The organism is uncultured Bacteroides sp. (genome assembly GCF_910585845.1).
In the GTDB taxonomy this organism is placed as follows: Bacteria; Bacteroidota; Bacteroidia; order Bacteroidales; family Bacteroidaceae; genus Bacteroides.
On record NZ_CAJUHF010000008.1, the window covers coordinates 75,879 to 99,941 of the forward strand.

Genomic DNA, 24,063 nt, shown 5'->3' on the forward strand with positions numbered 1-24,063 from the left:
ATCTTTGGAACCGGGAATGAAAATATAGGATTACCCCTTTTATCAGTCAAATTCTATAACAATAATGGGAAATAACAATGCCATCGCCGGCACCTTCAACGGAAATGTCCGTCTGGACTACCTTCCATGCATCAACTATGCAATGATTCACAACCATGTGTTGTCATGCAGCTTCTGCGAACTTTCAAATAGTGACACTGCCGACTGGGAACATGTTAAAGTCGCCATAGACGGCGAGTTGATCAAGCATTCGGAAAGTAATCTGGACCTGATTCCTCAGGGCAAGCATGTCCAGATCAGCAACCTGGAAATATCACCCGAAAATACTAAACTGATTGAGCTGACCGAAGGCATCGATACACATTTCACCCTGACTGTCACCATCTCCGATGAAAGGGTCTACCAACAGGAATTTCCCATTAAACTGATGGCTTACGACCAATGGGCGGGCATCAGCATCATGCCTGCACTGCTGGCTGCTTTTGTCACTCCCAATCATCCCCTACTTTCAAGAATCAGCATAAAAGCATCCCAATTTCTGGAGAAGTGGACCGGCAATTCATCCTTAGACGAATATCAGACCCAAGACCCTAACCGCGTACGTGCCCAAGTAGCAGCCGTCTATGAAGCACTCCGCTCCGAATCGCTGGTATATTCCACCATTCCCGCCAGTTTTGAAGTGATCGGGCAGCGCATCCGTCTAGTCGACAATGTACTCACCAGTAAACTGGGCACCTGCATCGACCTGACTTTACTCTATGCCTCCTGCCTGGAAGCCATAGGTATACGTCCACTGCTGGTTCTGTTAAAAGGACACATTCTGATAGGGGCATGGCTCACGGAAGATCTCTACCATCAGACCGTGGGAGATGATGCCTCTTTTCTGCTGAAAGGAAGCACAAACGGCATCAACGACATTGTATTGGTAGAAACCACTACCCTTACCTCTTCGGAGAATGTCACTTTCGAAGAAGCCGTGGATACAGCACAAAAAGAGTTGAAAAGAGAGAGAAATTTCGACCTGTTCATCGATGTACACCGATGCCGGCTTGAAGGAATACGCCCATTGCCCCAACGCATAAAGTGCAACGGCGAATGGCAAATAGAAAACACCGGTATTGAACACAAAAATGCCACCACCGAAGTCAACCAGCTGGACCGATATGAGATAAAGCTGGACAACTGCAAAGAGAAAATTACCAAGCAGATGATTTGGGAAAGAAAACTACTGGACTTCTCCCTACGCAACAACCTGATCAATATCAGACTCGGCAAAAGGGTCATCCCTTTCATCTCCCACAAGATAGATAATCTGGAAGATCACCTACAGGCCGGAGAGAATTATCAGATACTCCCCAATCCCATCAAAGTAAAAATAGAGCCTAATGCAAACGAGATGTACGACTCGTCACGATGGAAAGAAGACCTGAAAGAGTTAGTAATCAGCGAACTCGAAAATAAAAGGCTCCGTTCTTACCTGACGGAAAGCGAATTGCAAAACTCTCTGAAATTCATCTATCGTGCCTCGCGAACTGCCATCGAAGAGAATGGAGCCAATTCTTTGTTCCTGGTCTTAGGCATCCTGAAATGGTACGAATCTACCAAAAGCGTAAAACCCCGTTTTGCCCCCATACTGCTACTGCCGGTAGACATCATACGGCGCGGCGGTACTAATAGGTACACCATCCGTACAAGAGACGAAGAAATCATACTGAACATCACACTGGTTGAATTGCTGAAACAGCAGTTCAATATCAACCTCTCCGGACTGATGCCGTTGCCAAAAGACAACAACGGTGCAGACGTAAAGAAAATTTTTGCAGCCATCCGTGTTTGCATCCGCGACATGAAGGGTTGGGACGTAGTGGAAGAGTCAATGCTGGGACTGTTCTCGTTCAACAAGTTCGTCATGTGGAACGACATCCACAGCAATGCGGAAAAGTTGAAAGAGAATGCCATCATAGCCAGCCTGATGGAAAACCGCATCCAATGGCAGGACAACGTGCCGGAAGTGGATGCCCGAGAGATAGACAAGACTTGTGCGCCCGACGACTTTTCCATTCCCATCGATGTAGACTCTTCGCAGCTGGAAGCCGTAATCGAATCTGGTGAAGGGAAGAGTTTTATATTACATGGGCCTCCAGGAACCGGAAAATCGCAGACCATCACCAACATGATAGCCAATGCATTGTACAAGGGAAAAAGGGTGCTGTTCGTTGCTGAAAAGATGGCGGCGCTTTCCGTTGTGCAAGACCGTCTGACCAAGATCGGTTTGGATCCGTTCTGTTTGGAACTGCACTCCAACAAAGTCACCAAATCCCACTTCCTCGCCCAGCTCCAGAAAGCCATAAAGGCAATTCATATCCAGTCGCCGGCAGAGTTTAAGAAAACCTCCGCCCAGTTGTTCGAACGCAGAAAACAACTGATCGGCTACATGGAAGCCCTGCATCAGCCCCATGCCTCCGGCCTGTCTCTGTACGACTGCATAACCAACTATCTCTCGATACAAGGAGATGAACTTTCCTTCGACTTGTCTCTATTGGACAACATCACAAAAGATAAAATCAAGCTCCTTTGCGAGAAGATACAAGAACTGGATACGGTCTTCCAGATCACAGGACATCCGCAAGAGCATCCGCTAAAGGGATTGGAACCGTACAATGCCTCCCTCGAGAACTGTCAAAGAATAAAGGATGGTATTGAACATATCAATCAGTTGTTCGCCCAAGTTATGTCCTACAAGAAACATCTCACCGACAGCCTCGCAATTTCCATTCCGGACACCTGGGAGGGGATCAGCTGGATAAACAGGATCTGCGACCTGCTCGCCTCGCTGCCCTATCTGAACAAGACACTGCTGGAGACAGGCGGAAACGACACCCTCATCGAAGAGTGGAAAGAGATTGTCCGGTCCGGACGCGAACGGGATCGGATACGAACGGAATTGGGTAAAGAGTATGCACCCCAATTGTTCGAAGAGAATGCATTCGCTCTTCAGCAAGAATGGAATGCTATCGGAATGAAGTGGTTTCTGCCCAAATTCTTCGCCAAAAGGGCTTATCTCAATAAGTTAAGGTTGTACAATGCAAGCCTGCAGGAGCAACAGGTGCCCAAACTCTTAACTGAACTTAACCTCTATGACAAGCACAAGAAGATTGTTCTGGAACAGTCTGCCGAATTATCGACCTGCTTCGGCTTCTTAGGAAGGAAGAACAAGGAAAAATGGGATGACATTGACTGCACATTGAAAAAACTTCCCCTAATTTACCAAGTTGTAGTGGAGTATGCCGAACTAACCGGACAACCGTTTAGCAATATCCTTAACCATATTTCAAACCGGATTGATATCGACTGGAATGCCTTCAAACAAACGAATGAAAAGAGCTTCCGACAGATAGCCGATACCATTCAGGAACTGAATGAGGAACTTGTCCGCATGAATGCGATATGCAGCATGCAATTGCCCGACAATAACCTGGAGACGGAACTGCCTGACCTTTTCCACACATGGCTGACACACTTCAACCGGATAAGGGATTGGGAACAATGGTGCCTACGCAAAAGAGAACTGGAGAAAGAACACCCGACAGTGATCAGTTACATCACCAACAATCACAAGACGGGAGCCGAAGCCGCCAAGGCCTACAGCAAAGGGATCTATCATCAGTTGGCTGTCAAAGCCGTCAATGCTGACGAAACCTTGCGGCTTTTCAACGGTCTGCTGTTCGAGGAGGTGATTGCCAAATATAAATCGCTGAACATCGAATTCCAAGAGTTAAGCAAAAAAGAACTATATGGAAGGTTGGCATCCAAGATCCCCACCCTGACTATGGAAGCTGCCGCCAGCTCTGAGATGGGAATACTGAAAAGAAACATCACCAACGGAGGACGCGGAACATCCATCCGCAGAATCATAGACCAAATCCCTACGCTATTGCCCAAACTATGCCCATGCATGCTGATGAGCCCGATATCCGTAGCCCAATATATCGATTTGAATGGAGAGAAGTTCGACCTTGTCATCTTCGATGAAGCCTCCCAGATGCCTACCAGTGAGGCTGTAGGGGCAATCGCACGCGGCAAGGCATTGGTTGTTGTGGGCGACCCGAAACAAATGCCGCCCACAAGTTTCTTCTCCTCCTCGCAGGTTGATGAAGAGGAAGCTGAATTTGATGACATGGAAAGCATCCTAGACGACTGCATATCATTGTCGTTACCTTCCCGTCATCTGACCTGGCACTACCGCAGCAAGCACGAGAGCCTTATTGCTTTCAGCAACTCGCAATATTACGACGGAAGGTTGTACACCTTCCCTTCCGTAGACGACAGAGTTTCCAAAGTACGCATGGTTCACGTAGATGGTACGTACGACAAGGGACGCACCCGCAGCAACCGCGCTGAAGCTGAAGCCATCGTAAAGGAAATCGTGCATCGGTTGCAAACACCGGAACTTGCCGAAAAGAGTATTGGCGTAGTCTCTTTCAGCCAAGTACAACAAAACCTGATAGAAGACATCCTGATAGAGGAACTGAACAAATATCCCGCATTAGAAGAGAAAGCTTTTCAGAGCAGCGAACCGATCTTTATCAAAAACCTGGAGAACGTGCAAGGAGACGAACGTGACGTCATCCTGTTCTCTATCGGCTACGGTCCAGACAAGCATGGCAATGTATCCATGAATTTCGGTCCTCTGAACAACCAGGGAGGAGAACGTCGCCTGAACGTGGCAGTATCTCGTGCGCGCTATGAAATGATCATCTTCTCCACCCTGCGATCCGAACAAATCGACTTGAAGCGTACAAAGTCGAAAGGCGTGGAGGGACTGAAAAGATTCTTGGAATTTGCCGAGCGTGGCACCTCCCCTATTCCCGCTGTCCAACTCCAGAATCAGAAACAGAGTGACTTGATAACCTTAATTGCGCAAGAGCTTACGCAACGCGGCTATAAAGTAGATACACTGGTAGGACGTTCGAGCTTTAAAGTCGACTTGGCTATCGTCAATCCGGAGCAACCGGATACGTACATTCTGGGAATACTTTGCGACGGCAAGAACTATTACGAGACCAAAACCACCAGAGACCGCGAGGTTGTGCAGCCCCATGTTTTGCAGATGCTTCGTTGGAACATCATGCGTGTATGGTCGGTCGACTGGTTCGAACACAAAGAGAATGTCGTGAAACGTATTATCAGCAAACTGGAGGATGCCCAAAAAAGGAAGGAACCTTTCGCGCCCCAACCTGCCGCCCCGCTGAAAACATTCACCGTAGCCCATGAACCTATTGTACCACTGCTCAACATCCGCGAAAGAGATTACGTGTTTGCCAACCTGCGCGAAGTCAAATTCGCTACAGATATTGATGAAGTCCTGGCCTCTCCTGAGCTGGTAAAAAAACAACTTGAGCAGATCATACTGATAGAACAGCCCATAACAAATACGTTGCTATACAAAAGGATAGTGCAAATATGGAGAATAAACAGAGTGACACCCCGCCTGCAAACATTTATCGACGGCCTCTTGCAGGATGCATATAAAGATCCGCAATCCGGAACTCAAACCATCTACTGGGAGAATAAAGAGAAAGCAAAGGACGACGACTTCTTCCGTGCCGACTCCAAACGTGACATTTTGGATATACCGATCATGGAGGTTATCAGTGCCACCCATTATGCCATAGAACAACAAATATCCATGCCCATAGAAGACCTGAAACGAGTAATTGCCCAACTCCTCGGCTTCAACAGAAGGAATGCAAACATAGATATTGCAACTGATAAAGCCATACAGACTCTAATAGAAAGAGGAGTATGCAGGTATGCAGATGGAATGGTTTCCCTGAACGATTGAGGCCGTTCGGCAGGAAACCTCCGCTTCTGCGTTCGTTACTTTACTTTACTTTACTTTACTTCACTTCACTCCACTCCATTCAATTCACAATTACCGTGTCAAAGTATTGCTTGAACAATGCCTCGGCACGTTCCAATTGTTCGGGAGTATTTTCTTTTACTTCTTTCAACTTGTATTCCCATCCCATCGCTTCGTATTTGTGCACACCCAGCCGATGGTAAGGAAGTATCTCCACACGCTTTACGCTGTTATATCTACCCAGATGTTCGCCCAGGCTGCAGATGTCCTCTTCAAAGTCGCTGTATCCCGGCACCAGCACGTAGCGCAACCAGAAGGGATGCCCATGCTCCTCCAGCCAGGCGGCAGTCTGCAAAGTCCGGTGATTAGTACATCCGGTCAGGTATTTATGGCGTTCGAGGTTGAACTCTTTGATATCCAGCAAGACTAAGTCTGTCAGTCCCAACAGTTCTTCTACCTGCTCGTTCCACACGCCTCCGTTGGAATCCAAGCAGATATGAATACCGTTAGCTTTCAGTTCTTTGAACAAAGGGATAAGTGCCTTTGCCTGCAATGTCGGTTCGCCACCGGAGAAGGTAATTCCTCCCTTCTTCCCGAAGAAGGCTTTTTGGCTGATTGCCATTTGCAGAATCTCTTCCGGCGGAGTAGCCGTACCCCCTTTCGTGTCTATCGTGTCCGGATTGGCACAATACAGGCAACGAAAAGGACAACCTTGCAGAAAGACCACGAGACGCAAACCGGGACCATCGAAAGTACCCATCGACTCGTAAGAGTGGACCTTAATGAGTGGAGAGTGGAAAGTGGAGAGTGGAGAGTTCATTGAAGTGAGTTTTTGGTTGATTTGACTATAATAAACTGATTAATTCATTGAAATGGGGATGTGTCAAAACTCTTTTTTGAGAAAATCCCCCTGCTACAAATAGCTGTGGCAGGGGGAATCTTTCAATTTGGGCATTATGACACACCCTTATTAAAGATTTTCAACTTAGAAACGTTCGTGGAACGAACGGCTAATGACTTCCAACTGATGCTCACGGCTCAACTTCACGAAGTTCACCGCATAACCGGAAACGCGAATGGTGAGTTGCGGATACTTTTCCGGATGTTCCATAGCATCTTCCAGCATCTCACGGTTCAGCACATTCACATTCAGATGATGCGCGCCTTTGGTGAAGTAGCCATCCATCATGGTCACCAGATTCTCGACACGGTCTTCCGCCGTCGGACCGAGAGACTTCGGAACGATGGAGAACGTATTACTGATACCATCCTGCGAATCGCGGTAACGCAGTTTGGCCACAGAGCTCAGTGACGCAATCGCACCGTTCTTGTCGCGTCCGTGCATCGGATTGGCACCCGGAGCGAAAGCCACACCTTTGGCACGTCCGTCGGGAGTGGCACCTGTCTTCTTGCCATACATCACATTGGAAGTAATGGTCAGCAGCGAAAGGGTCGGACGGGCATTCTTGTAAACGGGGAGCTTCTTCAGTTCTTCGCTGAAGTAATAGACCAGATCTACACCCAGATGGTCTACACGGTCGTCATTGTTTCCAAAGCAAGGGAATGTACCTTCAATGTCGAAACCTTCCGTCAGACCTATATCGTTGCGGCGAGCCGTAACCTTTGCATTCTTGATGGCGGACAGCGAATCGATAGCAATGGAAAGACCTGCCACACCGTAAGCCAGATTGATACGTGGGTTAGTGTCTACAAATGCCATCTGCGCTTTCTCGTAGTAATACTTATCATGCATATAGTGGATGATGTTCATCGCCTCATTGTACACACGGGCAATTTCCGTCAGCACTTTCTTGTAGTTTGCCATCACCTCTTCGAAGTTCAGGACATCGCTCGTCAGCACAGGGATGCCTTTCACCATCACCGTACCCGTGTTTTCGCAGCGTCCGCCATTGATGGCAAGCAGCAACGCCTTTGCCAGATTGGCACGTGCGCCGAAGAACTGGATTTGCTTTCCGATAGCCTGATAGGACACGCAGCAGGCGATTCCGTAATCGTCGCAGTTACGCACTTCGCGCATCAGGTTGTCGTTCTCGTATTGGATGGAGCTGGTGTCTACCGAAACTTTGGCACAGAAATCCTTGAAGCCTTCCGGAAGTTCGGGGCTCCACAATATCGTCAAGTTCGGCTCGGGAGAAGGACCGAGGTTGTAGAGTGTCTGCAGAAAACGGAAAGAGGTCTTGGTCACCTTCACACGTCCATCGTTGAAACGTCCGCCAATGGCTTCCGTCACCCAAGTCGGGTCGCCGGCAAAAATGTCGTTGTACGACTGCATACGCAAGTGGCGCACCATACGGAGCTTGATGACAAACTGGTCAATCAATTCCTGTGCAAACGTCTCGTCGATGTTTCCGTGTGCCAGATCATATTCAATGAAGATATCGAGGAACGAAGAAACGTTACCCAGCGACATGGCGGCACCATCCTGTTCTTTTACGGCAGCCAGGTAAGCCATGTACACCCATTGCACAGCCTCTTGTGCAGAAGTTGCCGGACGGCTGAGGTCAAGGCCATAATATTCGCCCATCACCTTGATGTCCTTTAGTGCCTTGATTTGTTCGGCCACCTCTTCGCGCAGACGGATACGCTCTTCGGTCATTGGACCAGTCAGGCCGCGCAGGTCTTCCTTCTTCGTTTCGATAAGGCGGTCTATTCCATAGAGTGCCAGACGACGGTAGTCACCGATGATACGTCCGCGTGCATAGTTATCGGGCAATCCGGTGAGGAAGCCTAACGAACGGAATGAGCGGATCTCTTCCGTGTAGACATCGAACACGCCGTCGTTGTGCGTCTTCCGGTAGTGAGTGAAGATATCTTTCACCTTGTCGTCTACTTCCACTCCATTTTCACGGCAAGCTTTCATCACTACATTGATACCGCCAAAGGGTTTAATGGCGCGTTTCAAGAGTTCGTCTGTCTGCAAGCCGACGATAAGTTCGTTCTCCTTATCTATATAGCCAGCCTGATGTGAAGTAATGGTAGATACGGTATGTGGGTCAAGGGAACGGACGCCGTTATTGGATCTCTCTTCTTCGAGTGCTTTCAGGCAAATTTCCCAGACTTTCTTCGTACGTTCGGTAGGTCCTTGCAGGAAAGATGCGTCACCCGTATAAGGCGTAATGTTCTTACTAACGAAATCACTGACATTGATTTCTTTGCTCCAAAGCCCGTCAATAAAGGTTTTGTTCAATTCCATAATATTCATTTTGTTAGTGGGTAAATGTAATGTTATCCTTTCGGGCTGCAAAATTACGGAAATATTTCCGTAATTACAGGCATATACATGCATTTTTTATGTTGAACAGCATAAATTAAGGATTTGGAACCTATTCTTTTCCTATTCTCATACTCCCTCGCGTATTCCCATACTCTCCCGAACATACCCATTATTCTCTTGCATATCCCTATTACGCTCTTGCATACCCCTACTACTCTCATACACACGCGTGCGTATATTTTTAAAAGTATTTTCCATTTTTATCTACCATCTACAAGGATTTGGATATTTGGAATTCAATCGGCTTAATATCAATAGACTTCTCGGTAAACCTAAGGTTTAGACATGCGAAGTTAAGGTTTAGCGCCATAAACGTCAGCTTCATACACTACAAAGTGAACTGTACTGGATTTAGAGAACAAACAAGCAACTGCCATCATGACATTAGAACAAGAAATGCAAACTTATTATAGAACATAATGCCATTTACGCCCATTCCACAGCAATCCGGATAGAGGGTATTACACGCCTCAACCCCAATAAAAATGAAAAAAGCGTGTTCGTTTCTAAAGTTTTTCTCTAAAAACATTTGTATTATCAAAAAAGAGTCGTATCTTTGCACCGATTTAAGAGAGAAGCACTCCCTAAAAGAATTTTTGGAGAGGTGGCAGAGTGGTCGATTGCGGCGGTCTTGAAAACCGTTGAACTGCGAGGTTCCCGGGGTTCGAATCCCTGTCTCTCCGCAAAAACAGAAAAATAAAATTTGTAAGTCCTTGAATTTCAATAATTCAGGGACTTTTCTTTTTCTGATACTCCCCCTTTTACTCCCCCTATCTTTTATATTCATTTAACCCCTGCCATATTCTAAAATATTGCTTATCATATGATCGCAGTTTGGTTATTCATTCCAAAATATATTTAGCATTATAACCCCAAAGCACTTCTTGATGAGATGCGTTATACACGAAATGCCCCACTCAACTCTCAACGAAGGATTGAGCACACAGAAAGAGGATAAATAGAAATACATTCATTACCTTTGCCATCGTTTTTTGTAATACCAATCCTATATAATAAGATGAAACTCCTTTGGCTTGATCTGAACAGTTCATACGCCCATTCTTCGTTGGCACTTCCCGCACTACATGCGCAGATGGCCGACGAAGCCTCCGCCATCGAATGGCATGTAGTCTCCGCCACCATCAACGAAAACGCAGGCATGGTGGCAGGCGAAGTCTATCGGCAACAACCCGACGTACTTGCTGCCACAGTTTGGTTGTTCAATCATGAACAACTGCTACATATCGTCTCAAGGGTGAAGGCTCTGTTGCCCTCGTGCTGCATCGTGCTGGGCGGACCGGAATTCTTAGGAGACAACGAGGCTTTTCTGCGTCGTAACCCGTTTGTCTGCTGCGTGTTCAGGGGAGAAGGCGAAGAGGCTTTCCCGCAATGGATAGCGCTGCGCGGAGAGCAAGAGAGATGGAAGGAGATTCCCGGCCTCTGCTACCTCGATGCCGATGGTCGTTACGTCGACAATGGTATCGCGCGGGTGTCCGACTTCCAGCACCTTGTCCCTCCCGAGAAAAGCCGCTTCTTCAATTGGAGCAAGCCTTTCGTACAACTGGAGACCACACGGGGCTGCTTTAACACGTGTGCTTTCTGCGTCAGCGGCGGAGAGAAACCGGTGCGCCCGTTGCCTATTGAGGTTATCCGCGAGAGGTTGCAAATCATCCACCGTCACGGAATAAAGAACGTGCGTGTGCTCGACCGTACTTTCAACTACAGCAGTCGCCGGGCAAAGGAGCTACTGGAATTGTTCCGTGAATTTTCTCCCGACATCCGTTTCCACTTAGAGATACATCCCGCCTTGCTCTCCGAAGAGCTGAAAGAGGAATTGAAGCATCTGCCCCAAGGATTGCTGCATCTGGAAGCCGGCATACAGAGCCTGCGCGAGCCTGTGCTTGTCCAAAGCAGGCGCATGGGTAAGCTGGCGGATGCACTGGAGGGACTGAAGTTCCTGTGCGCCCTTCCCAACATGGAGACGCATGCCGACCTCATTGCCGGACTCCCACTCTATCGGCTTTCCGAAATCTTCGAGGACATCCGCGTGCTGGCTGCATATGGAGCCGGAGAAATACAATTGGAGTCTCTAAAACTGCTGCCCGGCACGGAAATGCGCCGCAGGGCGGAAGAACTGGGCATACAGTACGCTCCGTTTCCGCCCTACGAAGTATTGCAGACCCGACAAATCACGGTGGACGAATTGCAAACGGCACGGCAACTGTCGCGTTTGCTCGATGGGTTCTACAATGCTCCTGCCTGGCAGGACATCACCCGAAAACTGATTCTGAAATATGACATGTTCCTGCATGAGTTCTTGCAGCATCTGATTCAGAAGGGTTGGGCAGACCAGCCGATGAGCCTCGAGAAACGAGGGCTTATCTTGTATGATTTCTGCAAGCAGCAGTATCCGGAATATCAACTGGAAGCAAGCATAGCTTGGATAGAAGCGGGCATGTCGCTGAAGAAAGTGCCGGCAGAAACGGTCAGAACCAAAAGGCAGACGCCTCCCGAACAGTGGGAAGTGTTGTACGGAGAGTACCGCGAAAACCTACGGCTCTGTTTCCTGCCCTCCGGCGAAGGGGAGAACCGAGGATATTGGTTCGGTTTTGAATCGGAGATACAGAAAGCGGAACCGGTGTTCAAGGCTAAAAATTGAAGAGAGGAAGTTGGAGGTTAAAGAGTTATCGGGAGTTAATTCGCTTCATGAGATAAATTTATTCGTCCCGTGAGATGAAATTATTCGCCTCGTGGGACAAAAATATTCGTCTCACGAGATGAAATTATCCGTCTCGTGAGATAAATTTATCCGTCTCGTGGGACAAAAAATCATCCGTCCTATAGACGATATTTAGAAACCGCTCTGGGAACCGTTCCCTATTCTTTCGCATCTGTTCTCTCGCGGGCGGCGCAATCGGCACAGATGCCTTTGATGACATAGTTGATGCCTGTCTGCACGAATCCATCCGGCAATACGACCGTAGGAGCATGCACACTCCGGATGCAATAGGTGTTGTGGCAATGCTCGCAATAGAAGTGCATGTGTTGGTCTTCTACTGTGCACATGCAGCAATCCTCGCAAACAGCATACTTCAACGAGCCGCTTCCGTCGTCTACGCCATGTATGAGATGGTGGGAAAGGAATAAGGAAAGGGTGCGGAAAATGGTGGATTTGTCTACGGTATCGAGCTTCTCCTCCAGATCTGTCATAGATACTGCCCGCTTCATCTCCATCATGGTGCGAAGAATCAGCAGCCTCATCGCCGTAGGCTTAATATCCCGTAAGGACAGCTTGTTCAGATATACATCTTCCATAATTCTATCAGAATTTCTTGTTTAATATGCGGACAGAATTGAGCACAACCAGCAGCGCCACTCCTACATCGGCAAACACCGCCGCCCAAAGCGTGGCGAAACCCAAAGTTCCTGCCAGCAGAACCAATACTTTCATGCCGATGGCCGCTACGATGTTTTGCATCACAATTTTCCTTGTGGCACGTCCGATGGAGATTGCCGTTGCCACACGAAGCGGCTGGTCGGTCTGGATCACCACATCGGCACTCTCAATGGCGGCATCTGATCCTAAACCTCCCATTGCAATCCCCACATCGCTGAGGGCAAGCACGGGAGCATCGTTCATGCCGTCGCCTACAAAGGCTACGGAAGCATCCGGAATCGAATTGAGTCGCTCCATATAGGCAGCCTTGCCCTCGGGCAACAAGTCGCCGTATGCCTTCTCTATGCCTAACTCCGCGGCAAAGGTATCAACAATCTCTTGTTTGTCGCCGGAAAGCATCTGGATATTATCTATTTTTAAAGCTTTCAGTGCCTTAACCGCATCCTTTGAATCCTCTTTCAGGGTATCGGAAAGCAGCAGACAGCCTGCATAACACCCGTCCACCGCACAAGCTACAACTGTCGACACACTGTTTGCCAGTCCGTCGGGCACCGATACACCGCGCTCACCCAGCAGGCGGATGTTGCCCACAAGGAGTTTGTGCTGCTCCACTTCCGCCTCCAGCCCATAGCCTGCCTGCTCGCTCAGCGCCGTCACTTCCACCGGTTCCGCTCCTCGTCCGGCGGCATAACGTACAATGGCCTGAGCCACCGGATGCGTACTCTTCTTCTCTACAGATATAAGCAGGCGCAACAGCTCTTCTTCCTGAATGCCGGACGCCTGCATCGACGTCACCTGAAAACTTCCGGTAGTCAACGTGCCCGTTTTATCGAACACGACAGTATTCACGCGGGTAATGGCATCCAGATAATTGCTCCCTTTGAAGAGGATCCCCATGCGGGAAGCCACTCCTATGCCACCGAAGTATCCCAACGGAATACTGATGACCAGTGCACATGGGCAAGAGATCACAAGAAACACCAGTCCCCGATAAAGCCAATCCTCAAATACGTAATCGAAACCGGCATGCACCACAGATACCACCGCAGGCAGAAGCACGATCAGCAGGGCAAGAATCATGACTACCGGCGTATAGACGCGGGCAAAACGGCGGATAAACAATTCGGCAGGCGCTTTCCGTTCCGTTGCATCCTGCACCAGGTTGAGGATGCGTGCCAACGTGCTTTGTTCGTAAAGCTTTGTCACCAGCAGCCGCACAGCCTGCCCGCCGGCAATCATGCCCGCAAGGACGTCATCGCCTTGCTGCATATGACGGGGCATACTCTCACCGGTCAGCGCGGAAGTGTCGAAGACGGCATGCGGATTCTGCAAAGTCCCGTCCAGCGGTACGCGTTCGCCGGATCTCACTTCGATAAGCTCTCCCACCTTGACCTCGCGCGGAGAAACCGTCCGGAACGCCCCTTCCTGATATACCTCCACCTGTTCGGGACGTACATCGAGCAGTCTGCGGATATCACGGGTAGCCTTCCCCACAGCCTTGTCCTGAAGCATCTCTCCCAACGTATAGAGTAACATTACGGCGAGTGCTTCCGGATATTCTCCGATATAGAACGCTCCAACCGATGCCAATGTCATCAGAGAAAACTCATTGAACCACTCTCTCTGCATGATGCCTTCCACTGCCTCACGCATCACCGGAAATCCCACTGGCAGGAAACCCAGCAGGAACCATCCGAACTGAATCGCCGGCCGGGCAAACCATTCCCATTCCTGCTGCTGAAAGATAACACCCATAATAAGGAATAGACACGACGACAACGGAGCCCATATCCTATTCAGCATAGCCCAACGGAATTTCCCTTTGCCCTGAGGAGTAACCGGAACCCTTTCCTTCTCCTGCGAAGCAGTATGAACATGTGCACAACCGCACCGACATTTTGTTTCCATAAGTTTACTTGTTTTTTATCTGCTGCAAAAGTAGGCAAAACCTCTTGCAACCCGGTTGCAAAAGAAGGGACCATAACTATCCTCTCCCCCCCCAACCAGCCACACACGCCATGTCTGTCAACGCATATCATGGTCCATCCGCATCTCTACTGCAAATGCTACGGCTTCATATACTTCTCTTTATCAGCCTCCGTAATCCGGCGAAGCACTCGACAGGGGTTCCCTACAGCCAACACATTGGCAGGAATGCTTTTGTTGACCACACTTCCGGCTCCGATAATCGTATTATCGCCTATTGTCACTCCCGGAAGCACGCACACATGCGCACCGATCCACACGTTGCTTCCCACTTTGATGGGATAAGCGTATTCAAGTCCCTGTGCCCGTTGTTCCACATCCATCGCATGACCGGCAGTATAGAAACCACAGTTGGGCGCCACAAACACATTATCGCCGAATGTCACCTTTGCCCCATCCAGAATGACGCAGTTCACATTCGAATAGAAGTTCTCTCCTATCTCTATATTATAACCATAATCACAATAGAACGGTTGTTCTATCAGAAAAGATTTTCCCGTCCTGCCAAACAGCGAGCGGATGATCTCCTCCCGTTCCTTCTTCTGCGAGGGACGCAGGTTGTTCAGTTCATAACACCTCTCTTTGCAGATATCTCTTTCTGCTAAAAGTTCTGCATCGCTATTGGCGTCATACAGTTTTCCGGCTCTTGCCTTCTCTTTTTCCGTTTCCATAATCAATTTCGTTTTTTATCATAACAGGAACCTGTCTATATCTTATTCAATATTAGTCCAGTTCAAGACACCTTTTTCTTTTTCATATTGGAGCATAACTTTTTTAGAATTACTTTTGAGGATGTTTTCCTGATTCTATTCGCTACATAGCCCACAATGTTCCTCATAAAAACAGGAAAGCAGACTGAAAAAGAGCTCAAAAGAAGTACTCGAAAAAACTCCTAAAGAATATTTCAACAGGCTCCCACATTATAACGGCAAAGGTAAAGGAAAATATAGGGAAATTATCGTATCTTTTGGCACTTTAAACCAGTATAAACCAAGATTCACTCTATCAGCAATCCCGCAATGAGAACAACTTTCTTCATAACCTGCATACTGCTGTCGGCTCTCTTCACAGCCTGCCCCCCTTCCAAACGTAATCTGCAAAAGAACTGAAACAACCCTATTTGCCGCCGAATACAAAAAAAATCTATGACAAAAGATCGATGCCGGATTCATCATCCCCCCCAAAAAACGATGTCAATCTTGTGACGAGTCTCACCCCCCTTTAGTCAAAAGTATCGGTTGCTAACTCCCGAATAACTTCTTTTTCACTCCCATAACTGCTTTATATATAAAATAAGTTCTGCCCTACCTCTCTTCGATAAGACAATTGTTGTTAAATCCTTTTCTGTGCACAAAACATTTTCTCCGCCCTCATGTTTCTTATTTCAAAAACGGAACTGATGTTTATCCTGATTCTTTAAACCATTTGTTCCGCTAACATTATTCTTTAACTAAAACTTAATATTATGTATTTTATTTGGTACATCATCATTGGAATCGTTGCCGGTCTCATAGCTGGCAAGATTATGAAAGGAGGCGGCTTCGGAGTTCTCGTCAACCTACTTGTAGGTATTACCGGCGGTGTATTGGGAGGCTGGGTATTCAACCTGCTGGGTGTCAGCACAACTGGACTTCTGGGAAGCCTGTTCACCTCAGTCATCGGAGCAATCTTATTGTTGTGGATCATATCTTTTATCCGCCATCCTAAGAAAACTGATTTTTAATTATTTTATTTACCTAAAACCACTTTAATTATGGAAGCTAATAGATCAAACCTTTTGTTGGGACTGGCTATAGGTTCAGTCGTCGGAGTATTTGCTCACCGCTTTTCACGTACTACAAAAGCCAAAATACTGAAAAAGAAAATTCATCACGCTATGGCAACAGTTGCTGACCGCACCGAAGAGTTTGCAGAACATGCCAAAAAGAAAGTCCTGTATGCCAGCAATAAGGCTGCCGAAAAAATGGCAGACGTAACTCTTGATATCGCAGAAAAAGTAGACGACCTGAAAGGGAAAGTCCATACGGCTGCTACGGAAGCAAAAAGATAAACCATCGCAACCAATAAACAGAAGCACAAAGTTGTGCTAAAAACCTTATTCACCACAGATTACATTGAACTACGCAGAATATTCAGCTTTCATTCCCATTGGAAATCAACTGTTGAATATTACATCTGCGCCAGTCAAGGCAATCTGTGGTGATTCTCTTTCAATCTGTATTCCTTTCAATAGGTCAGCCGCTTTCTTTAATAGGTCAGACGGATCCCTGCCTGCAACGTGAAGTTAGTCGGGCTCTCTTTACGTATCGTTTCTATCGCAGAACCGTCATCGAAGAAATAAGAAACACCCGGCTCTACATAAATACCCACTCTATTGCTTACATTATATTGGGCACCCACCGCACCCATTACCGAAAGCTGCAAGGGATCTACGGTTTCTTTCTCACTTCCCACTTTGCCGTAAACGCATTTTTCCACTGTACCACCGGCAGAGACATACATCGTAAAGTTCTTATTATTGACAAAATTCCAGTTTGCACGCACCGGAATACCCATGTAATGCAACTTTTGGGTTATTTTCTCCGAACCGCTTTCATAGGTAATCTCCGATGCCAGCATGGTATAAGTCACACCGGTTTCTACAGAAAAATTCTTAGGCAACATCTTTCTCACGGAAACTCCAAAACTGACAGGCTGCTTATGCTTAATATCCCGAACCAGATGTGTATTCTCCTGCAGATAAGGCACTCCGCCCGCAAATACAAGTTCACGCTCTGCCGGAATGGTCATTATGCCATTAGAAATGTCTGACATATTCAACTTGTCGCTAAATAATGGAGCAGAACTCTGAGCAAAGCCCGGCATGCCATTCTTTTCTGCATCACTCAGCAAAGTATTGGCACCCACATTTCCTACAGACAATCCTACTGCCCATCCTTTTCCTCTTTTAGAAGATTTATTCTCTGCTGGCAAATGCAATTTATCTTTTCCCGAAGGACGATATACTCTCCGACTGCTCTTTTCCTGCGCTGAGGATGTTTCTTGTGGAGCTTTCTCGGAAAACATATTTTCCTCATCCGCTTTTCCAGTTTCGTCCGATACCGACATTTCCTGATCTATATCTGCTATGCGAGCATCTGCCTCATCCGATAAATCTTCGTGTACATTCACTTTCGCTTCTTCCGCCCTCAAATGTTGCGCTACAAACGGTTGCCGTCCTGCAGCCTGTCCACGTTCCACTATCCTTCTGATTACAGGCTCCGGCTGCTCTCCCCGAACAGACGGCTTTGCCTGTTCCGGCAGTTCGTCAGGCTTTATCGTCAGAACCGACTCGACAGAACGGTTCACCTCATCCACCATCGGACTGTACACCAACCACAGGCTAAGCGACGACACAGCCACCAGCCCTACAGCCGCAGCCGTCATCACCCAACGCCGGAACTGAACTTTCTTTTTCATTCTTACCGACATAGGCGGAACAGTCGTCAAGGCTCTCTCCAACCGTTCCCAACCAGCGTCAGGCAACGGTTCGGAATAATCGTCCAACCGTTCCTTTATCTTTTTCAACCACAATTCTTCGTCTTTCATCATACGTCCTTTCCTTTAAGCATTGTCCCGCATCCACTTCTTCACTTTCGTTGCCAAAGCAACTTTGGCGCGCACCAGTTGCGAAGCCGATGACTTCTCATTGATGTTCAATAATTGGGCAATCTCCTTATGAGATTTCTCTTCAAATATATATAAGTTGAATACGGTGCGATAGCCGGCAGGCAATTCACCAATAAACTGCATCAGTACTTTCTGAGGAATGGTCTCTACCGCCGAAACATCAGGCTCCTCATAGATTTCGGGCACATTGTCCAGTGCCTCCGACTGGTTTATGACATCATTCCTACGCAAATATTGCAATGCCGTATTCACCATGACACGTTCCATCCAAGCCCGCAAGGAGCCCACTCCCCGCCAAGTGAATTTATCAAAAGAATCGAAAAGCTTCAGGAAACCGTCGTGCATCAAGTCTTCTGCCGTCTCACGATCGCCCGTGTAGCGAAAGCACACGCTAAGCATACGTCCTGCATAGCACTCGTACAGTTCCTTTCTGGCAAGGTTGTCTCCTTGCCTGCACCTTTCTGCCAGTTCCTGTTCTTCCATTCTTTCTCTTGACACGTGTTTATCTTAATAAATGCAGCAAAGATAGAAATACTGCACAGAGCAAAGAAAAAATAGCGCTTTTATTTCTTTAACATTCGTTTATGCAGTATTCTTCATTCTATGGTATTTTCTAAGCGTATAGACTATTTTAAGACGAACACCAAAAGAGTACAATTGATGGAGAAGTTAAAATTTTATTTAGCAACGGTTATTCTTACGGCATTGGCAATGTTTATGTTGCAGTCTTGTTTAGAAGACAACAGCAATTCTTATCCATATAACGGAAGCAACGCAAATACCCTTTTTACAATCGGTACGCTGGAGATTATCGACGGAAGGGATTATTGCTTTAGCCTGGATGACGGCAGCAAAATGTATCCCAGTGACACAACCAACATTCACGATTATGAATTGGTAGATGGACAACGAGTTTTCATCCAGTTTCTCCCGTTGAAAGAGAGCAAACTGGGTTATGAATATAACGTGAAATTGATACAGCTCGAAAACATATTGACCAAGGACATCATCCCCCTGACCGAGGAAACAGCCGACAGCATTGGTAATGACCGCATCAATGTTACTGAACTCTGGGTTACGGGAAAGTACCTGAACATCGAGCATCAGTTCTTCCACAGTGAGAATCCGCAGATAAGACACATGCTGAACATGGTTATTAATGAGACTGCCGAAGCCCCTGAAACGGAAGACGGTTATCTCAACCTGGAATTCCGCCACAACGCCTACCATGACGAACAACGCAAAGCGGGTTGGGGAATCGTATCATTCAAACTGGAAGGAATAGAAAAACAGTTGGAAGGGAAGAAAGGTCTAAAAGTGCTCGTCAACAGCATTTATGACGGAAAACGCACATATACCGTAGAGCTGAATAACAAGAAATAAACCTAAACTGACTGATTGAAAAGGAGGATGCATTCCGTTGAGCGAATACATCCTCCTTTCTTTATGCAAACTTTCTTCCGTAAGCATCCGATAAAGTACGCTAACAACAATGGCCATTGCTAGTATATGGTAGTAATAGTCATTCCTTTTTCCATCGGTGCGGTAGCAGTTGCAACAGTTCATCATACGATGCTTTCTGCATATATGGCATCCTTGCAATAACCTCATTCAGGTAATTCCTCGGATTTACTTCATGTGCCTTGCAGGTAGCCAGCAGTGAACAGACGACACTCACACTGACAGCAGCTTCATGATCGCCACAGAACAGATAGTTCTTTCTGCCTAATGTGATTGAATGAATACAAAGAATACTTTAAAAGAAGTAACGAGTCACTTTTTTAACTTTGGAAAATCTACTTAAATAGAACTAATTCTTCGAGTTCGTAATAGAAATAGATAAATGGTGATACTTTTCATAAGGTGTTCCTTTGCTAAAGACATCTGGCAAGGCTGAGGCCATGTATTGAAGTATCTCTTTCGTGTTTTGGAAGATGCGGCCGGATTTGTCGCAATACTTTTGTATGAGTGCTGCCGCTTCTTTGAATCCTTGCAATTCATATTCATCAATGCATGAGATTTCATTGTAATCTTCGTTTAAGGCGTGGTGAGGGTCGTTAGGTGCAAACATATACATTTTGCTCGTTACTTCTCCGTATTGTTTGAGGTATGCGGCATATTGCTCATCTGTTAGCTCCAAGAAATCGTTCTCATTGGGGATATATCCGATTGAAAAAATAAGCTTCAGCGCAGGTCCAACGGGGCCAAATAGTAAGTGAATGGCATTCATAGGAAAAACGGTTAAGTAAAAAATGATACAATTCTTTTTTTATTATCTAAAGGTACGTATATTTTTATAAAAAACAATAGCACTTCCTCTTTTCTGTGCACTTTGAAAGCGATGCATCAGGACGGACAAAAAATGTTCAAAGGAAAGTATCATCATTTAAGCTTTTTGTGGAACGCTTTTCGCAAAAATATTTTTTTAGTTGAGAGAACCTCCTTACATTTGCCATGTCTTAAGCTTAAAACACAAAAACAAACTTTATTCTATTAATTTTAGAGCCTGTTTAAATTTTCTTCAAAAAGTTTTTTATTCAGCTTCTTTAGAGTTTCTTTTCGGTCTGTTTTCCTCTTTTTATTCGTCACATAGCCCGCTATGCTCCTTATAAAAACAGAAAAACATCCTCAAAAAGAACTCTCAAAAGAAGGCTGAACAAAATTTAAACAGGCTCTAAAAAACGACAAGATTATGGCATTTCGTTATGTAGTAAGAAAGAGAAAGGGTTGCGGACAAGGAGGCTACTGTAGTATTCAATGCCTCTATCGTCTTGAGTAATATCTCCTTTTCTTCCATTGCCCGTACCTTTTAAATAATATTTAAAGATATGGGGGGGGGACTGACCCGAAATTATCCGTTTCGTAGACAGAAAAACACCCGATCTTACATGATTGGATGTAAAATCGGGTGTAAAACCTGTGAATCATTATTTTCATTGCGCGGAGAGACGGGGATTCGAACCCCGGATACCCTTTGGGGGTATACACGCTTTCCAGGCGTGCCTCTTCAACCACTCGAGCATCTCTCCTCATTCGGGGCGCGAAGTTAGGATAAGTTTTCGAAATAACAAAATTTCAGGGCATTTTATTTTTATCCGGGAGTCATCAGTCCCAACTTCGGTCACGTTGAGAGTATCGACCGATAACTCCCGGATAGCTCTTTATAAAAAATCAATGCAGTATAAAACATGTTCCCTAAGCCAATGCCCGTCAGGCAATGCCGGATGAGAAAACGTCCCCACTTGCTTCATGCCAATCTTCTGCATCACACGTTCCGACCGACGATTGCATACCGCAGTAAAAGAGTATACCCGATCGAATCCTCCCCTCTTGCGGGCATAATCCAAACAGGCTTGTGCAGCCTCCGTTGCATATCCTCGATTCCAATGTCTGTCATCAAGCCTCCATCCAATCTCTATCCCGGGAGAAAAGTCAGCTTCAAAGTCGAACCGATGAAAACCGGTATAACCGATAAATTCACCTGTACTTTTCAGCTCCACAGCATACAAACCGAATCCGCACGCTGCAAACTCGCGCGTTATGCGGTTATAGAATCCTACAGTCTCTTCGTAGGAAAGAGGCTTCGGGAAGTATTTCATCACCTTCTCGCTCCGGTTGATTGCTGCAAAAGGAACAATGTCTTCTTCGACCCATTCCCGCAATAATAGCCTTTCTGTATCAATCATGATTAATCCGTTTTTTCTATTTTTCAGGAACACGAAGTTGCCAGAAAGCAACCGCCGCAGCTGCTGCCACATTGAGTGAATCGACTCCATGAGCCATCGGAATACGGACCACATAATCAGCCTCCGCAATCGTCTCATGCGGCAGTCCGTCTCCCTCTGTCCCCATCACTATAGCCAACTTGGATTCAATTGCCAAGGCAGGAGAATCAATCGGAATGGAATCGTCCGCGAGTGCCATAGCAGCCGTACGGAATCCCAACTTGCCCAAATCGCCGATAGTACCCTCCATCCAAGTCCAAGGGACAAGGAAGACTGAACCCATGGACACCCTGACCGCACGACGGTTCAACGGATCGCATGAATTGCGCGTCAGCAACACCGCATCTATCCCCAAGGCTGCCGCCGAACGGAAAATCGCACCGATGTTAGTCGTATCCACTACCCCATCAATAACCACTATGCGCCGTGCATCCCGACACACCTCTTCCATACTGCGACATACAGGGCGACGCATGGCACACAGCACACCACGCGTCAGAACGTATCCAGTCAGTGTCGTCAGTAGTTCTCTGCTTCCTGTATATAAAGGTATGTCACCACAACGCTTGATAATGTCAGCAGCATCACCAGTGATATGCTTATGTTCGCACAATAAAGCCAACGGCTCGTATCCGGCATCCAAAGCTACCCGGATTACTTTCGGGCTTTCTACGATGAAAATTCCCTTGTCGGGTTCAAGGCGATTACGCAACTGGGCTTCGGTAAGCGTGGAGAACACATCCACTCCCGGGTGCGCCAAAGATGATATTTCAATAACAGGCATGTAAGTTTTCTATTAGATTTCGACTACCGGACTATCCTTTTTTCAGTATACTGTTGACCACACGTACCGAAGAGACCAATTTGTCTGTCGAAGTAAATACATCTACATTCCAGACATGCGAAGAACGCCCTTTATGCACAATCGTTGCTACGGCCCTCACCGTATCTCCCTCATGAGCCGAAGAGATATGATTTCCGCTGACCTGCATACCAACCACTATTTCATCCGGTTTGCAAATCAACATAGAGCCCAAGCCAGCAACTGTCTCCGCCAACGCCAAACTGGCTCCACCGTGCAAAATGCCGAAAGGCTGACGGGTACGTTCGTCTACGGGCATAGTAGCCTCTACCCTATCTTCGGAAGCATAAGTATATTGTATGCCCAGATTTCCCATCAGAGCATGGCGTGCACGTTGATTCAATTGCTCCAAAGGAACATCGGCTGGACGCATCTCCGAAAGAATAGCTTTTTCTACCGCCTCGGCCACTCCGTCTTCATCATTGGAAGCGGTAGTCCGATCGGCACAAACTTTCACCGAATCAGGAGCATTTCCCATAGCGATGCCCAGTCCGGCTGACTGTATCATGGAGACATCACACACCCCGTCACCAATAGCAATGACTTCTTCTGAGCTGACTCCTAACTTTTCGAGCAAGGCTCCCAGTGTATGCGACTTATCAATAGAACAAGGTACTACTTCCAAGAAGTAGGGTTCCGAACGAAAGACATCCAGCGCTCCGCTCAGCCTTTTTCGCCAGTGTTCTTCCAGCCCTACCAATGCTTCTTCGTCATCACTGACAATCATACATTTAGAAGGAGCAAAGTCCACAGCTATAGAGAACTCCGGTTCTGCTACAATTTTCAGTCCGTTCAGTTGCGCTTCCCGGCGTATATGTTCATTTTCGGGAGAATCGGTGACCAGCGTATCTTCATGATAGGTAAAGATGGAAAATCCGTTCTTACGTGCTTTCTTCTCAAGATAAGGCAACATTTCGGGATTGATCCTGCGTTCAAACAGTAACTCTCCATTTCGTGCATCTATAATCTGTCCGCCATTGTAGGACAAGATAAAGCCACCATAGTTACCCAGTTCCAAAGCCTTCGCAATAGGCATAAGTCCATACGTGGGTCTGCCGGAGGCCAACACAACACGTATTCCCATTTGCTGTACTTTCAGCAAAGCAGTCAAAGTGCGTTTGCTGATATTATTCTCACTATCAAGCAAGGTTCCGTCTACATCAAGAACCAACAATTTGTATTTCATGACTTGCCGTTTTTTAGGTTTATAAAGCAAAGTTACTACAAAAAAGTGAAATGCGGAAAGATATAGTGATAGAATTGAGT

17 protein-coding genes and 2 tRNA genes are annotated in these 24,063 nt (G+C 46.8%); 6 read left to right on the plus strand and 13 right to left on the minus strand.

Going from position 1 to position 24,063, the window contains the following annotated elements; translation table 11 throughout:
* Positions 1-64: 64 nt before the first annotated feature.
* Positions 65-5,845 (plus strand): DUF4011 domain-containing protein, encoded by a 5,781-nt coding sequence (locus tag QZ323_RS04090; protein ID WP_294633028.1) that lies wholly within the window; start codon positions 65-67, stop codon positions 5,843-5,845.
* A 79-nt stretch (positions 5,846-5,924) separates the two neighbouring features.
* On the opposite strand, the gene pflA is transcribed toward QZ323_RS04090, so the two are convergent.
* Together pflA and pflB are read right to left on the minus strand one after the other, a co-directional pair.
* Positions 5,925-6,683: a pyruvate formate-lyase-activating protein gene (gene pflA / locus QZ323_RS04095; protein WP_294633029.1), complete on the minus strand. Its 759-nt coding sequence runs from the start codon at positions 6,681-6,683 to the stop codon at positions 5,925-5,927.
* Between the two features lie 165 nt (positions 6,684-6,848).
* Positions 6,849-9,077, minus strand: coding sequence for a formate C-acetyltransferase (pflB, locus tag QZ323_RS04100; RefSeq protein WP_294633033.1), 2,229 nt, complete (start codon positions 9,075-9,077; stop codon positions 6,849-6,851).
* Between the two features lie 679 nt (positions 9,078-9,756).
* On the opposite strand from pflB, the gene QZ323_RS04105 reads away from it, so the two are divergent.
* Positions 9,757-9,841, plus strand: a tRNA-Ser gene (locus tag QZ323_RS04105).
* Positions 9,842-10,176: 335 nt separating this feature from the next.
* The gene (locus tag QZ323_RS04110) at positions 10,177-11,817 is read left to right on the plus strand and encodes a DUF4080 domain-containing protein (protein ID WP_294633034.1); all 1,641 of its coding nucleotides are present in this window, start codon (positions 10,177-10,179) and stop codon (positions 11,815-11,817) included.
* 218 nt (positions 11,818-12,035) lie between these two features.
* On the opposite strand, the gene QZ323_RS04115 is transcribed toward QZ323_RS04110, so the two are convergent.
* The 3 genes from QZ323_RS04115 to QZ323_RS04125 all read right to left on the minus strand — a co-directional run bounded on the left by QZ323_RS04115 (position 12,036) and on the right by QZ323_RS04125 (position 15,212).
* Positions 12,036-12,473, minus strand: a complete 438-nt coding sequence (locus tag QZ323_RS04115; protein ID WP_294633036.1) for a transcriptional repressor — start codon at positions 12,471-12,473, stop codon at positions 12,036-12,038.
* A 7-nt stretch (positions 12,474-12,480) separates the two neighbouring features.
* Positions 12,481-14,463 carry a heavy metal translocating P-type ATPase gene (locus QZ323_RS04120; protein WP_294633038.1) on the minus strand — a complete coding sequence of 661 codons (1,983 nt, stop codon included), beginning with the start codon at positions 14,461-14,463 and terminating at the stop codon, positions 12,481-12,483.
* A 158-nt stretch (positions 14,464-14,621) separates the two neighbouring features.
* Positions 14,622-15,212 (minus strand): sugar O-acetyltransferase, encoded by a 591-nt coding sequence (locus QZ323_RS04125; RefSeq protein WP_294633039.1) that lies wholly within the window; start codon positions 15,210-15,212, stop codon positions 14,622-14,624.
* A 794-nt stretch (positions 15,213-16,006) separates the two neighbouring features.
* Between QZ323_RS04125 and QZ323_RS04130 the strand changes: the two genes are divergently transcribed.
* Positions 16,007-16,264 (plus strand): GlsB/YeaQ/YmgE family stress response membrane protein, encoded by a 258-nt coding sequence (locus tag QZ323_RS04130; protein WP_294633043.1) that lies wholly within the window; start codon positions 16,007-16,009, stop codon positions 16,262-16,264.
* A gap of 30 nt (positions 16,265-16,294) precedes the next feature.
* On the plus strand, positions 16,295-16,591 hold the full coding sequence (locus tag QZ323_RS04135) for a YtxH domain-containing protein (protein ID WP_294633044.1): 297 nt from the start codon (positions 16,295-16,297) through the stop codon (positions 16,589-16,591).
* 197 nt (positions 16,592-16,788) lie between these two features.
* Here the strand turns inward: QZ323_RS04135 and QZ323_RS04140 are convergent, their stop codons facing one another.
* Positions 16,789-18,132, minus strand: coding sequence for an outer membrane beta-barrel protein (locus tag QZ323_RS04140; protein ID WP_294633046.1), 1,344 nt, complete (start codon positions 18,130-18,132; stop codon positions 16,789-16,791).
* A gap of 12 nt (positions 18,133-18,144) precedes the next feature.
* A complete protein-coding gene (locus QZ323_RS04145) occupies positions 18,145-18,693 on the minus strand; it encodes a sigma-70 family RNA polymerase sigma factor (RefSeq protein WP_294633048.1) in 549 nt (182 codons plus the stop codon).
* A 177-nt stretch (positions 18,694-18,870) separates the two neighbouring features.
* On the opposite strand from QZ323_RS04145, the gene QZ323_RS04150 reads away from it, so the two are divergent.
* Positions 18,871-19,593, plus strand: coding sequence for a NigD-like protein (locus QZ323_RS04150; protein WP_294633049.1), 723 nt, complete (start codon positions 18,871-18,873; stop codon positions 19,591-19,593).
* A gap of 139 nt (positions 19,594-19,732) precedes the next feature.
* Here the strand turns inward: QZ323_RS04150 and QZ323_RS04155 are convergent, their stop codons facing one another.
* From QZ323_RS04155 to QZ323_RS04180, 6 genes are all read right to left on the minus strand, one after another.
* Complete coding sequence (locus QZ323_RS04155) at positions 19,733-19,888, minus strand: transposase domain-containing protein (RefSeq protein WP_294633051.1); 156 nt, start codon at positions 19,886-19,888, stop codon at positions 19,733-19,735.
* 132 nt (positions 19,889-20,020) lie between these two features.
* Positions 20,021-20,440 (minus strand): hypothetical protein, encoded by a 420-nt coding sequence (locus QZ323_RS04160; protein WP_294633053.1) that lies wholly within the window; start codon positions 20,438-20,440, stop codon positions 20,021-20,023.
* A 711-nt stretch (positions 20,441-21,151) separates the two neighbouring features.
* Positions 21,152-21,239, minus strand: a tRNA-Ser gene (locus QZ323_RS04165).
* 132 nt (positions 21,240-21,371) lie between these two features.
* On the minus strand, positions 21,372-21,896 hold the full coding sequence (locus tag QZ323_RS04170; protein WP_294633055.1) for a GNAT family N-acetyltransferase: 525 nt from the start codon (positions 21,894-21,896) through the stop codon (positions 21,372-21,374).
* Between the two features lie 16 nt (positions 21,897-21,912).
* Positions 21,913-22,719: an RNA methyltransferase gene (locus QZ323_RS04175; protein ID WP_294633056.1), complete on the minus strand. Its 807-nt coding sequence runs from the start codon at positions 22,717-22,719 to the stop codon at positions 21,913-21,915.
* A 31-nt stretch (positions 22,720-22,750) separates the two neighbouring features.
* Positions 22,751-23,983 carry a Cof-type HAD-IIB family hydrolase gene (locus QZ323_RS04180; RefSeq protein WP_294633058.1) on the minus strand — a complete coding sequence of 411 codons (1,233 nt, stop codon included), beginning with the start codon at positions 23,981-23,983 and terminating at the stop codon, positions 22,751-22,753.
* Positions 23,984-24,063 lie beyond the last annotated feature (80 nt).